The organism is Acidipropionibacterium jensenii DSM 20535, assembly GCF_000425285.1.
Taxonomy (GTDB): Bacteria; Actinomycetota; Actinomycetes; order Propionibacteriales; family Propionibacteriaceae; genus Acidipropionibacterium; species Acidipropionibacterium jensenii.
This window is the reverse complement of sequence record NZ_AUDD01000016.1, coordinates 23,889-36,827: the sequence shown is the minus strand read 5'-3', so window position 1 is coordinate 36,827 and position 12,939 is coordinate 23,889. Positions and strand designations below refer to the sequence as shown.

General features: G+C 69.3%; 12 protein-coding genes. 9 read left to right on the top strand and 3 right to left on the bottom strand.

Annotation, left to right across the window (positions count from 1 at the left end; all coding sequences use genetic code 11):
• Positions 1-10: 10 nt before the first annotated feature.
• The 5 genes from hisF (at position 11) to ilvC (ending at position 5,017) form a co-directional block, all read left to right on the top strand.
• A complete protein-coding gene (hisF, locus tag H590_RS0110485; protein WP_028703521.1) occupies positions 11-772 on the top strand; it encodes an imidazole glycerol phosphate synthase subunit HisF in 762 nt (253 codons plus the stop codon).
• Positions 773-861: 89 nt separating this feature from the next.
• The gene (locus tag H590_RS0110480) at positions 862-1,257 is read left to right on the top strand and encodes an HIT family protein (protein ID WP_028703520.1); all 396 of its coding nucleotides are present in this window, start codon (positions 862-864) and stop codon (positions 1,255-1,257) included.
• A gap of 340 nt (positions 1,258-1,597) precedes the next feature.
• Positions 1,598-3,406 carry an acetolactate synthase large subunit gene (locus H590_RS16130; protein ID WP_051238501.1) on the top strand — a complete coding sequence of 603 codons (1,809 nt, stop codon included), beginning with the start codon at positions 1,598-1,600 and terminating at the stop codon, positions 3,404-3,406.
• 5 nt (positions 3,407-3,411) lie between these two features.
• Positions 3,412-3,930 carry an acetolactate synthase small subunit gene (ilvN, locus tag H590_RS0110470; RefSeq protein WP_028703519.1) on the top strand — a complete coding sequence of 173 codons (519 nt, stop codon included), beginning with the start codon at positions 3,412-3,414 and terminating at the stop codon, positions 3,928-3,930.
• A 58-nt stretch (positions 3,931-3,988) separates the two neighbouring features.
• A complete protein-coding gene (gene ilvC / locus H590_RS0110465) occupies positions 3,989-5,017 on the top strand; it encodes a ketol-acid reductoisomerase (protein WP_028703518.1) in 1,029 nt (342 codons plus the stop codon).
• A 65-nt stretch (positions 5,018-5,082) separates the two neighbouring features.
• Here ilvC and H590_RS0110460 read toward each other — a convergent pair whose 3' ends face one another.
• Together H590_RS0110460 and H590_RS0110455 are read right to left on the bottom strand one after the other, a co-directional pair.
• Complete coding sequence (locus H590_RS0110460) at positions 5,083-5,652, bottom strand: O-methyltransferase (RefSeq protein ID WP_028703517.1); 570 nt, start codon at positions 5,650-5,652, stop codon at positions 5,083-5,085.
• 114 nt (positions 5,653-5,766) lie between these two features.
• On the bottom strand, positions 5,767-6,852 hold the full coding sequence (locus H590_RS0110455) for a 3-isopropylmalate dehydrogenase (RefSeq protein ID WP_051238500.1): 1,086 nt from the start codon (positions 6,850-6,852) through the stop codon (positions 5,767-5,769).
• Positions 6,853-6,940: 88 nt separating this feature from the next.
• Here H590_RS0110455 and H590_RS0110450 point away from each other — a divergent pair, with 88 nt between their 5' ends.
• Together H590_RS0110450 and cimA are read left to right on the top strand one after the other, a co-directional pair.
• Complete coding sequence (locus H590_RS0110450; RefSeq protein ID WP_028703515.1) at positions 6,941-8,032, top strand: branched-chain amino acid aminotransferase; 1,092 nt, start codon at positions 6,941-6,943, stop codon at positions 8,030-8,032.
• Positions 8,033-8,040: 8 nt separating this feature from the next.
• Positions 8,041-9,657: a citramalate synthase gene (gene cimA, locus H590_RS0110445; RefSeq protein ID WP_051238498.1), complete on the top strand. Its 1,617-nt coding sequence runs from the start codon at positions 8,041-8,043 to the stop codon at positions 9,655-9,657.
• Between the two features lie 15 nt (positions 9,658-9,672).
• Here the strand turns inward: cimA and H590_RS0110440 are convergent, their stop codons facing one another.
• Entirely contained in the window at positions 9,673-10,947 is a 1,275-nt protein-coding gene (locus H590_RS0110440) for a thymidine phosphorylase (RefSeq protein WP_028703513.1), read from the bottom strand.
• Positions 10,948-10,982: 35 nt separating this feature from the next.
• Between H590_RS0110440 and H590_RS0110435 the strand changes: the two genes are divergently transcribed.
• Positions 10,983-11,783, top strand: a complete 801-nt coding sequence (locus H590_RS0110435; RefSeq protein ID WP_028703512.1) for a fumarylacetoacetate hydrolase family protein — start codon at positions 10,983-10,985, stop codon at positions 11,781-11,783.
• Positions 11,784-11,966: 183 nt separating this feature from the next.
• Positions 11,967-12,893, top strand: coding sequence for a CPBP family intramembrane glutamic endopeptidase (locus H590_RS16125; protein WP_232020990.1), 927 nt, complete (start codon positions 11,967-11,969; stop codon positions 12,891-12,893).
• Positions 12,894-12,939 lie beyond the last annotated feature (46 nt).

Genomic DNA, 12,939 nt, shown 5'->3' with positions numbered 1-12,939 from the left:
GGCTCGCCTCATGGGTGTTGCGCTGAGAGTCATCCCGTGTCTGGATGTCAAGGACGGACGGGTCATCAAGGGAGTCAACTTCACCGGGCTGCGGGACGCCGGGGATCCGGTCGAGCTGGCCCAGGCCTATGGCGAGCTGGGGGCCGATGAACTCACCTTCCTCGACATCTCCGCCTCCACCGAGGGCCGTGCCACCACCCGCGAGATGGTCACCAGGTGCGCCCAGACGGTCTTCATCCCGCTGACCGTCGGCGGGGGAGTGCGCTCGGTCGCCGACGTCGACTCCCTGCTGCGCTGCGGGGCCGACAAGGTCGGCATCAACACCGGGGCGATCGCCCGGCCCGAGGTGATCGGCGAGATCGCCGACCGGTTCGGCAACCAGGTGATGGTGCTGTCCCTGGACGCCCGCCGGGAGCCCGGTCAGCCCTCCGGATTCGGGGTCACCACCTTCGGGGGCACCCGCTCGGCAGGCCTGGACGCCATCGCCTGGTGCAAGGAGGCAGTCGACCGGGGGGCCGGCGAGGTGCTGCTCAACTCGATGGACGCCGACGGCACCACCGACGGTTTCGACATCGAGATGATCGAGGCGGTCCGCGCCGAGATCGACGTCCCCCTGATCGCCTCGGGCGGGGCCGGCGCCGTCGAGCACTTCGTGGCGGCCGCCCGGGCCGGGGCGGACGCCGTGCTGGCGGCCTCGGTCTTCCACTACCGCACCCTCACCATCGCGGCCGTCAAGGACGGCCTGCGGGCAGCCGGGTTCGAGGTGCGCTGAGCCCCTCGAGGACCCGACCGCAGGTTCCGGTCGGCCCGGGTGCCGCGAGTTCGTCGGCGTCGGGAGCCCGGTCATGGTAGGCATGGGCCATGGACTGCCTCTTCTGCTCGATCATCGCCGGCGACATCCCCTCCCGCAGGGTGGCCGACGACCAGACCGGCATCGCCTTCCTCGACGTCGCCCCCTTCCAGGACGGACACACCCTGGTGGTGCCCCGCCGTCATGTCCGTGACCTGCTCAGCAACGACGGCGAGCTGGCCCGCATCACACCCCTGGTGACGAAGGTCTCCCAACTGCTGGTCGACCGGCTCGGCGCCCAGGGGATCAACATCGTCTCCAATGTCGGGGAGGTGGCCGGCCAGTCGGTCTTCCACCTGCACGTCCACCTCATCCCGCGGTACGAGGCCGAGCCCGGATTCGATGCCATGAGGTCCCGACGTCCGTTGCGCGATCCGGCCGAGGTACTCGCCCAGATCCAGGGCTGAACCGCAGCCGGGCCGTGCCGGTCCCGCACCTGAGCAGCGCCCCAGTCGTCCAGAATATGAGACGACTGTCCCAAATTTTTGACATAGCGTCCCGAATAAGGAAGTCTTCTCCTCGTGAACGGTCTTATTGTTCTTAGTTAGCGTCTTGGCCTCGGTCAGGACGCTCCCTCGTATGCCAGTCGGCAGCGAGGGTTTTTTCTTGCCGGGGGACCGACGTCGGGGCGCGCACAACGGGCCACGACAGCAGCGGACTGTGAACATCACGCGGGACCGACTCCCGCGGGAGCACAGACATGTTCGACACAGGCATCTCCGACACGGAGGGAATGGAGGATCAGCGATGGCTGACAATCCCCGGCAACCGAGACTGATGACCGGCGCGCAGATGATCGTCGCCAGCCTCGAGAAGCTCGGTGTCGACGTGGTCTTCGGGCTTCCCGGCGGCGCCATCATGCCGACCTACGACCCGCTGATGGACTCCTCCAAGGTGCGCCACATCCTGGTGCGCCACGAGCAGGGGGCCGGCCACGCGGCCGAGGGGTACGCGGTGGCCACCGGACGGGTCGGGGTCTGCATGGCCACCTCGGGTCCCGGAGCCACCAACCTGGTCACCGCCCTCTACGACGCCTACCTGGACTCGGTGCCGATGATGGCCATCACCGGCCAGGTGGGCAGCTCGCTGATCGGCACCGACGGCTTCCAGGAGGCCGACATCCGCGGCATCACGATGCCGATCACCAAGCATAACTTCCTGGTCACCGAGGCCGCCAAGATCCCGCTGGCGCTGGCCGAGGCCCACCACATCGCCTCCACCGGCCGGCCCGGACCGGTGCTCGTCGACATCGCCAAGAACGCCCAGCAGGAGACGGCCGAGTTCGTCTGGCCCAAGCAGTACGACCTGCCCGGCTACAAGCCGACGGTGCGTCCGCACTCCCGCCAGATCAAGGAGGCGGCCACCCTCATCCGCGAGGCCACCCGCCCGGTGCTCTACATCGGCGGGGGAGTGGCCAGGGCCAACGCCGCCCATGAGCTGATGAGGCTGGTCGAGCTGACCGACATCCCGGTCACCACCACCCTGATGGCCCGCGACGTCTTCCCCGACTCCCACCCGCGAGCCCTCGGGATGCCCGGCATGCACGGATCGGTGGCGGCGGTGGGCGCCCTGCAGCGCGCCGATCTCATCATCGCGGTGGGCACCCGCTTCGACGACCGGGTCACCGGACGGCTGGACACCTTCGCCCCGCTGGCCAAGGTCATCCACGCCGACGTCGACCCCGCCGAGATCGGCAAGAACAGGCACGCCGACGTGCCGATCGTCGGCGACGCCCGCCAGACCCTGGCCAGACTCGTCGACTCCCTGTCCGACAAGTCGATGCCCGACATCTCCGCCTGGAACTCCCAGCTGGACGCCATGAAGCAGGTCTACGCCCCCTCCTGGGAGGAGCCCCCGGCCGGCAAGATGTCGCCGCAGTGGGTGATCTCGCGGATCGGCGAGCTGGCTCCCGACGACTCGGTCTTCGTCACCGGCGTCGGACAGCACCAGATGTGGGCCTCCCACTTCCTGCCCCACACCAGGCCGCACACCTGGCTCACCTCCGGGGGAGCCGGCACGATGGGCTACTGCGTGCCCGCCGCGATGGGCGCCCAGGTCGGTCGGCCCGACTCCACCGTGTGGGGGATCGACGGCGACGGCTGCTTCCAGATGACCAACCAGGAGCTGGTGACCTGCGCCCTCAACGGCATCCCGGTGAAGATCGCCATCATCAACAACAACGTGCTGGGGATGGTCCGCCAGTGGCAGAACCTCTTCTACGACCAGCGCTACTCCCAGACCGATCTGCACTCCGACACCCTGCCCGACTTCGTCAAACTGGCGGAGGCGCTGGGCTGTGTGGCCTTCCGGGTCACCGACAAGGACAAGGTCGACGAGGTCATCGAGCAGGCCAATGCGATCACCGACCGACCGGTGGTGGTCGAGTTCGTCGTCCACAAGGACGCCATGGTCTGGCCGATGGTCGCGGCCGGGACCAGCAATGACGAGATCAAGATCGCCCAGGGGCTGGCACCCGACTGGGGCGAGTACGCCGAGGAGGAGGAGCTCTCCGCCCCGGGCTCTGCGGTGACGGCCACCAGCGAGCAGAAGGACTGAACGCCATGAACGCCACACACATCCTGTCCGTGCTGGTCGTCAACCGTCCCGGTGTCCTCACCCGGGTGGCGGGGCTGTTCGCCCGCCGCGGCTACAACATCGAGTCGCTGACCGTCTCGCCGACCAATGATCCCGACCAGTCGCGGATGACCATCGGTGTCGACGTCGACTCGCCCAACACCCTCGAGCAGATCGTCAAGCAGCTCAACAAGCTCATCGAGGTCCACAAGATCATCGAGCTGGAGGGCACCGCGGTGGCCCGCGAGCTGATCCTGGTCAAGGTGCGCTCCACCCTGGAGACCCGCTCCCAGGTGATCGACACCGTCGCCCTGTTCCGCGGCAAGGCCGTCGACGTCTCGCCGGAGTCGATCACCGTCGAGGCCACCGGCAGCCGTGAGAAACTGGGCGCCCTGGTCAAGATGCTGGAACCCTTCGGCATCATCGAACTGGTCCAGTCCGGTCGGGTGGCGCTCAACCGGGGAGCGGTCGCACTGGCGGCCCGCGGCTCCCGAAACGGCTCCTGAGGCGTCCCGCCCGGCCGTTCAACAGACTTCCATTTTCCCATCAACAAGGAGAGATTCCATGGCAAAGATCTACTACGACGACGACGCTGATCTGTCGATCATCCAGAACCGTCAGGTGGCGATCATCGGGTACGGCTCCCAGGGTCACGCCCACGCGCTCAACCTGCGCGACTCCGGCGTCGACGTCCGGGTCGGCCTGCGTCCCGGATCCAAGTCGATCGCCAAGGCCGAGGCCCAGGGCCTGCGCGTGGTCGGCATCGAGGAGGCCTGCGAGGAGGCCGACGTCATCATGGTGCTGGCCCCCGACCAGAACCAGCGTCAGCTCTACGCCGAGCAGATCGCCCCCCACCTCAAGTCCGGTGACGCGCTGTTCTTCGCCCACGGTTTCAACATCCACTTCGGCTACATCAAGGCCCCGGCGGATGTCGACGTGTGCATGGTCGCCCCCAAGGGCCCCGGTCACATCGTCCGTCGCGAGTACGAGGACGGCCGTGGCGTCCCGGTGCTGGTGTGTGTCGAGAAGGACGCCACCGGACACGCCTGGGAGCTCACCAAGTCCTACGCGAAGGCCCTCGGCGGGCTGCGCGCCGGCGGCATCGAGACCAGCTTCCGCGAGGAGACCGAGACCGACCTGTTCGGTGAGCAGAACGTCCTGTGCGGCGGCCTGTCGCACCTCATCGAGACCGGGTTCGAGGTCCTGGTGGAGGCCGGCTACCAGCCCGAGATGGCCTACTTCGAGGTCTGTCACGAGATGAAGATGATCGTCGACCTCATCATCGAGGGAGGCATCTCCAAGCAGCGCTGGTCGATCTCCGACACCGCCGAGTACGGCGACTACGTCTCCGGCCCGCGGGTCATCGACGGACACGTCAAGGAGAACATGAAGGCGGTCCTGGACGACATCCAGTCCGGCGCCTTCGCCAAGCGGTTCATCGCCGATCAGGACGCCGGCGCCCCGGAGTTCAAGAAGATGCGCGCCGCCGAGGCCAGCCACCCGATCGAGGCCACCGGCAAGGAGCTGCGCAAGATGTTCTCCTGGCTGGAGAACCAGGACGCCGACTACACCGAGGGCACCGCCGCTCGCTGAGTCTCCTCCTGCGCTCAATGAGGTCACGGCAGGGGCCCGCCTGATGGCGGGCCCCTGCCGTGACCTCAGCGCAACCGGCAGGCGATGATCGCCGCCATGTCCTCGGCCAGCTGGATCTCGGTGCAGTTCACCGACGGCTCGGTGCGCCAGGCCAGCCGGGTGTGGTCCACGCCGCCGTCGATGGTGCGCGGCGGGAAGCCGAAGCTCGGGGGCATGTCGTCGATGAGGATGATCCCGCCCCGGCGGACCGCGTGGACGATGTCGGGGATCGGGGTGGCCCGGGCTATCCGGATCGGCATCGACAGCAGCCCGAAGGGTCCGCGCTCCATGAGGTCTGACCAGCCGCCGTGGATCACCTCGACGTCCAGGCCCTCCAGGATCTCTCTCACCCGGCGGCAGCGCTCCTCGTCATCGTCGACGGTGACGACATGGGTCCGTGCCCGGGCGCCCAGCCGCAACCAGGCGGCTCCCGCTCCGCAGCCGGCCTCGCACTCGCCGATCGGTCCGCGCATGGCCCCGGCCAGGGTGGCCAGCAGCCGGCCGGTCTCGTTGCGGGTGGTGGTGACGTAGCCGAGCTCCAGGGCGTTGTGCAGGGCGGCGGCGACCAGGTCGGGAGTCTCAGGAACGGGTATCACCCCGGCATTGTGTCACCTCCGACGCACTCTCCCGCGGGGCGTCGCGCCCGGTCCGGGGACGGCGGCGGCCGCCGACGAGACCTCGTCGACGGCCGCGGCCAGGTGTCGGGGAGCTCAGACCAGGGCGGCGATGGCATCGCCGATCTGGCTGGTGGTGCGCATCGGCCCGGCCAGCCGGGAGGCGATGTCGGTGCCCACCGCGCTGCGGATCCGGTCGGCGTCGGCGGGGCGTCCCAAGTGGTCGAGGAGCAGAGCCATCGAGGAGATGGCCGCCGTCGGATCGGCCTTGCCGGTACCGGCGATGTCGGGGGCCGAGCCGTGCACCGGCTCGAACATCGAGGGGAACTTCCCGCTGGTGTTGATATTGGCGCTCGGCGCCAGGCCGATCCCACCGGTGACCGCCCCGGCCAGGTCGGTGATGATGTCGCCGAACAGGTTGTCGGTGACGATGACGTCGAACCGCTGGGGCTCGCGCACCAGGGCGATGGTGACGGCGTCGACGTGCATGTAGTCGTGCTCGACATCGGGGAAGTCGGCGCCGACCTCGTCGACCACCCGGCGCCACAGCGAGCCGGCGTTGACCAGGACGTTGTGCTTGTGGACCAGGGTGAGGTGTCCTCGCCGGGCCTGGGCGCGGGTGAAGGCGTCGCGGACCACCCGCTCCACCCCGAAGGCGGTGTTGAGGCTCACCTCGGTGGCGATCTCCTGGGGGGTGCCGGCCCGCACCACCCCGCCGTTGCCGCAGTAGAGACCCTCGGTGCCCTCCCGGCAGACCACGAAGTCGATCGGGCCGGCCCCGGTGACCTCCTCGGACAGCGGGGTGGGGGTGCCCGGGTACCACACCGAGGGGCGCAGGTTGACGCCCTGGTCCAGGGAGAACCTCAGCTTGAGCAGCAGTCCGCGCTCCAGCAGGCCGGAGGGCACCTCGGTCGATCCCGGGGCGGTCCCGACTGCTCCGAGGACGATCGCGTCGGCGGTGGCGATCTCGGCCAGGGTGTCGTCGTCGAGGACCTCTCCGGTGGCCTTCCAGTGGTCGGCGCCCAGGGAGTACTCGCGGGTGCTGAAGGCATCGGCCCCGATCGTGGCGCGCAGCACCTTGAGGGCCTCGGCGGTGACCTCCGGACCGATCCCGTCGCCGCCGATGACGGCGAGGGTGGGCGCAGTGCCGGCGGACTGGGCAGCGGAAGAGTCATTCGTCATGGCCCCACGGTATCGAACCGTCCAGAATGTGACATCCGTATGTCAGTCCGTGAACAATCGTGATCGCGTCCGGTGTAGCGTGACGGCCATGAGTCTGAGCTTTGCTGCACCCGATGATCTCACCTGGTCCCCCGACGACGCGATCGCGGCCCTGCACGCCGATCCCAAGTTCGGCGTGGCCTTCACCGACCACATGGCCGAGGCGATCTGGACCGCCGACGGCGGATGGCACGACGACGCCGTCGCCCCCTACGGCCCGCTGGACGTCAACCCGGCCAGCGCGGTGCTCCACTACGCCCAGGAGATCTTCGAGGGCCTGAAGGCCTACCGCCACGCCGACGGCTCGGTGTGGCTGTTCCGCCCCGACTGCAATGCCGAGCGGTTCGCCAACTCCGCACGACGTCTCGCCCTCCCGGTGCTGCCGGAGGAGGACTTCGTCACCAGCTGTCTGCAGATCGCTGAGACCGAGGCCCGCTGGGTCCCCGATGCCGGCAAGAACGGTGAGAAGAGCCTCTACCTGCGTCCCTTCATGATCGCCTATGAGGACTTCCTCGGGGTGGCCCCCGCCAAGCGGGTGCTCTACTCCGTGATCTGCTCCCCGGTCGGACCCTACTTCTCCGGCGGCGTCTCGGCGGTGCGGATCTGGCTCGAGCGTCACAACTCCCGGACAGCCCCCGGTGGTACCGGTGCGGCCAAGTGCGGTGGCAACTACGCCGCCTCCCTGCTGGCCCAGGAGGAGGCCTATGCCAAGGGCTGCTCGCAGGTGCTCTTCGCCGACGCGGTGGAGCACGCCTGGGTGGAGGAGCTCGGTGGCATGAACATCTTCGCGGTCACCAAGGACAAGGAGATCGTCACCCCCGTGCTCACCGGAACGATCCTGCCCGGCGTCACCCGTCGGTCCATCCTGGGAATGGCCCCCGACCTTGGGCTCACCCCGGTCGAGCGCCGTCTGGGCGTCGACGAGCTCCTCGACGGGATCCGCTCCGGCGAGTTCCCGGAGGTCTTCGCCTGCGGTACCGCCGCCGTCGTCACCCCGATCGGGTCGCTGGTCGACGAGTCCGGCGAGACGACCGTCAAGGAGCAGGCCGGCGAGGTCACGATGGCCATCCGCAACCGCCTTCTCGACATCCAGTACGGCCGCGTGGAGGACACCCACGGCTGGCTCCGCCGCGTCTGCTGAGGACTGAGATGGCTGAGTCCCGGATCACCGTCCCGTCGAACATCACACTGTTCGACACCACGCTGCGAGACGGGGCCCAGCAGGAGGGGCTGCGGTTCAGCGTCGAGGACAAGCTGCGGATCGCCGCCCTTCTGGACGGCCTGGGGGTCGGGCTGATCGAGGGCGGCTGGCCCGGCGCCAACCCCGCCGACACCGCCTTCTTCCAGCGCGCCCGCACCGAGCTGGAGCTGCACGGCTCTCGGCTGGTCGCCTTCGGATCCACCCGCAGGCCCGGCTCCCGGGCCGCCGACGACCAGCTCGTCGCGGCCCTGAGGGACGCCGACACCCCCGTGGTGTGCCTGGTCGCCAAGGCCGACTCGCGACACGTCGAGAAGGCGCTTCGCACCACCGCGGCCGAGAACCTGGCGATGATCGCCGACACGGTGACCCACCTGGTGGGTCAGGGCCGTGAGGTGATGGTCGACTGCGAGCACTTCTTCGACGGATTCCGGTACGACCCCGACTACGCCCTCGAGGTGGTGCGCACCGCAGCCGAGGCCGGCGCCTCCACGGCGGTGCTGTGCGACACCAACGGCGGAATGCTGCCCTCGATGATCTCCGAGATCGTCGGGGCCACCGCCGAGCTGGGGGTGCCCCTGGGGATCCACTGCCACAACGACACCGGGTGCGCGGTGGCCAACTCGCTGGCCGCCGTGGAGGCCGGTGCCAGCCAGGTTCAGGGCACCATCAACGGCTACGGGGAGCGCACCGGCAATGCCGATCTGGTCACCCTGATCGGCAACCTCGAGACCAAGTACCACCTGCGGGTGCTGCCCGAGGGCCAGTTGGCGCACCTGTCGGGGGTCGCCCACGCCATCGGTGAGATCGCCAATCAGCTGCCACAGGCCAGGCAGCCCTATGCCGGCCGGTCGAGTTTCGCCCACAAGGCCGGGCTGCACGCCTCGGCGATTCGGGTCGACCCCGATCTGTACCAGCACATCGACCCCGCCGTGGTCGGCAATGACATGCGGATGCTGGTCTCGGGAATGTCGGGGCGGGCGAATGTGCTGCTCAAGGCCAGCGAACTCGGCTTCGACGGTCTCACCCGCGACCAGGCCGGCGAACTGGTCGACCTGGTCAAGCGCCGGGAGGTGGACGGCTACTCCTACGAGGCCGCCGACGGCAGCTTTGAGCTGCTGCTGCGCGACCATCTCGGAATGCCCAGCTCGGCCTTCGAGGTGCTGTTCTGGCAGGCCAGCTCCCACCAGACCGGGGACGGCGAGGTCATCACGACGGCCGTGGTCTCCCTGCACCCCATGGCCGGGTCACCGGGGGTGGAGTCCTGTGGGGGATCGGCGGCGACCACCGTGGAGGCCACCGGCAACGGCCCGGTCCACGCCCTGGACCAGGCTCTGCGCGGGGCACTCATCGACCACTTCCCGCAGATCGCCGCCTGCCACCTCACCGACTACCGGGTGCGGATCCTCGACGACGGCCACGGCACCGACGCCACCGTGAGGGTGCTCATCGACACCGAGATCGACCAGCAGATCACCGCGACCGTGGGTGTCGGCACCGACATCATCGAGGCGAGCTGGGAGGCCCTCTCGGACGCCTACCGGCACGCCCTCATCAGTCGGTCCTGAGCTGGTCGGGGCGCCTCACAGGGAGTCGATCACCAGGGATGTCCGGGGAGCTGACTCGCCGATGGTGAAGGCGCCGACCAGGGCCTCCTCGGCCCTGGGGATCGCATCGGCGGTGTCGGTGAGAAGGGTGGCCAGCGGCTGGCCGGCGACCACCGGGTCGCCGACCTGGACATTGAGGTGGATGCCCGCTGCCGCCTGCACCGGGTCCTCCTTGCGGGCCCGGCCGGCGCCCAGCCGCCAGGAGGCCACCCCGACCGCCATCGCGTCGATCCCCGAGACCACGCCGTCAGAGGTGGCGGCCACGTCCTGGGAGTGACGGGCCACCGGCAGGGGGGCGTCCGGATCCCCGCCCTGGGCTGCCACCATCTGCCGCCAGACATCCATCGCCCGGCCGCTGCGCAGCTCCTCGGCGGGGTCGGCGTCCAGCCCGGCGGCGGCCACCATCTTCTCGGCCAGCGCCAGGGTGAGCTCGACGACGTCGTGGGGGCCGCCACCGGCCAGCACCTCGACCGCCTCAGCGACCTCGATGCCATTGCCGACCGCGCGGCCCAGGGGGGCCTCCATGCTGGTGAGCAGGGCGCTGGTGTGCACCCCGGCGGCACTTCCCAGCCCGACCAGCCGGCGGGCCAGCTCGCGGGCGTCCGCCTCGGTCTTCATGAACGCCCCCGACCCGGACTTGACGTCCAGCACCAGGGCGGAGGTGCCCTCGGCGATCTTCTTGCTCATGATCGAGGAGGCGATCAACGGGATCGACTCGACGGTCCCGGTGACGTCGCGCAGCGCGTAGAGCTTCTTGTCGGCGGGGGCCAGACCGGGCCCGGCCGCGCAGATCACCGCCCCGACGGCCTCCAGCTGGTGCATCATCTCGTCATTGGACAGGTCCGCCCGCCAGCCCGGGATGGCCTCCATCTTGTCGAGAGTGCCACCGGTGTGGCCGAGTCCGCGGCCCGACAGCTGCGGAACCGCCGCCCCGCAGGCCGCCACCAGGGGGGCCAGCGGAAGGGTGATCTTGTCTCCCACCCCGCCGGTCGAGTGCTTGTCGACGGTGGGACGCGACAGTCCCCTGAAGTGCATCCGGGTGCCCGACTCGATCATCGCGGTGGTCCAGCGCGACAGTTCGGCGTCGTCGAGCCCCTGGAAGAAGATCGCCATCGCCATCGCAGACATCTGCTCGTCGGCGACCGTGCCGCAGGTGTAGGCGTCGATCAGCCAGTCGATCTGCTCGGGTGCCAGGCGATCGCCCGATCTCTTGGTGCGGATGAGGTCGACGGCGTCGAAGGCAGTTGTCATGGCGGTCAGTATTCCAGCACCGATATTCTGGGGCCATGCGCATTGCCCGATTCGTCCCCACCGGTGGTGATCCGGCCTTCGGAATTGTTGAACTGGCCGCTGATGAGGGGGAGCACCCCGACACCATCGCCGTCATCACCGGGGATCCGGTGGCCGCCCCGGTCCAGTACACCGGAGCCCGCCACGACCTGGCGGATGTCCGGCTGCTGTCCCCGGTGATCCCTCGGAGCAAGGTGGTGGGGATCGGGCGCAACTATGCCGAGCACGCCGCAGAACTGGGCAATGAGGTGCCCACCGACCCACTGGTCTTCCTCAAGCCCAACACCTCGGTGATCGGACACGACGAGGCCATCATCCGGCCCTCCTTCTGTCACGAGCTGCACTACGAGGGCGAACTGGCCGTGGTGATCGGGCGGATCTGCAAGGACGTGCCGGTGGAGCGCGCCCAGGAGGTCATCTTCGGGTTCACGGTGGCCGACGACGTCACCGCCCGGGACGTCCAGAAGGGCGACGGACAGTGGACCCGGGCCAAGGGCTCGGACACCTTCTGCCCGCTGGGCCCGTGGATGGTGACCCATCTGTCGGTCGCCGAGGCCCAGAGTCTGCCGATCACCACCCGGCTGGACGGCCAGGTCGTCCAGCGCGGCAACACCCGCGAGATGGTCCGGCCGATCCCCGAGCTGATCAGCTACATCTCCTCCTTCACCACCCTGCTGCCCGGAGACGTCATCCTCACCGGCACCCCCGCCGGGGTCGGCCCGATGGAGCCCGGACAGCGGGTCGAGGTCGAGATCGACGGCATCGGCACGCTGTCCAACACCGTGGCGGAGGCCTGAGCACCCATGGCCGCAGCGCGACGACCGGTTCCGCGGCGTCCCGGTCCGCAGCGACCGGGACAGCAGCCCCCGGTGCGGAGACGACCGGTCCAGAGGCGTCCAGGACAGGACGGACCGGGGCAGGACAGGACAGGGCAGGGCGGACCGCAGTCGGCAGGCCCTGAAGGACCGCTGTCGGGCCGGGTGCGTGACCCGCAGCCCCGGGTGGACTACTCCCAGGTGCTGGTGGAGCCCGGTGAGGGGCGACTCGCCGGAGCCTTCGGCATCGCCGGTGGACTGCTCGGCTACGCCCTGGTGGTGCCGCTGGTGCTCCAGGCGCTGCTGCTGGCCGGCTGGCTGGCCGGTGGCCGGTCCAGGTCCTTCTCCGACTACGCGCACCGCGCCCAGGGATTCGAGACCATCTGGGGGCTCACCGCCACCCATCTCGCCCTGGCCTGCCTCATCCCGGTCGTCCTGCTGCTGGCCCGCTACCTGCACCACCGCGCCCCTCGATGGGTGTGGTCGGTGCAACCGGGACTGCGCGCCCGGTTCCTGGTCTGGGTGATGCTGGTCGCCGTCATCGTGCTCAACCTCACCCAGATCCTGGCCCGTGGCGACGGGCACCTGGACTTCCAGGTGCCGCACCTGTGGTGGCTGTGGCTGCTGGCAATCCTGCTCACCTCCCCCCTCCAGGCGGCGGCCGAGGAGGTGTTCTTCCGCGGCTACCTGCTCAACTGCTTCGGCTCGCTGGGGGCCAACAAGTGGGTGGCGGTGATCGCCTCGGCTCTGGTCTTCGCCCTGTTCCACGGCACCCAGAACCTCTGGCTGTTCCTCGACAGGCTCTCCTTCGGGCTGGCGGCCGGGGCGCTGGTGATCCTCACCGGGGGACTGGAGGCCGGAATCGCCGCCCACGTCGTCAACAACCTCTTCGCCTTCGGCTACGCGGTCTTCCTCGGCGGGGCCGCCCAGGCGCGAGGGATCACCTCGATGGGGGTCGTCGACGCCCTGTGGGACGTCGGTGGCTTCGTCGGGGTCGCGATGGCGGCCTGGTGGATCGGTCGGCTGATGCGGGTGGCCCGCCTCACCCCGGGTCCGACCGGCGGGGATTTGCGCAGTACTCGAAGGGGCTGATATCGTCTCTCGTCGTTGCGTCACCGGCCCGAACAGGCCTCGACGC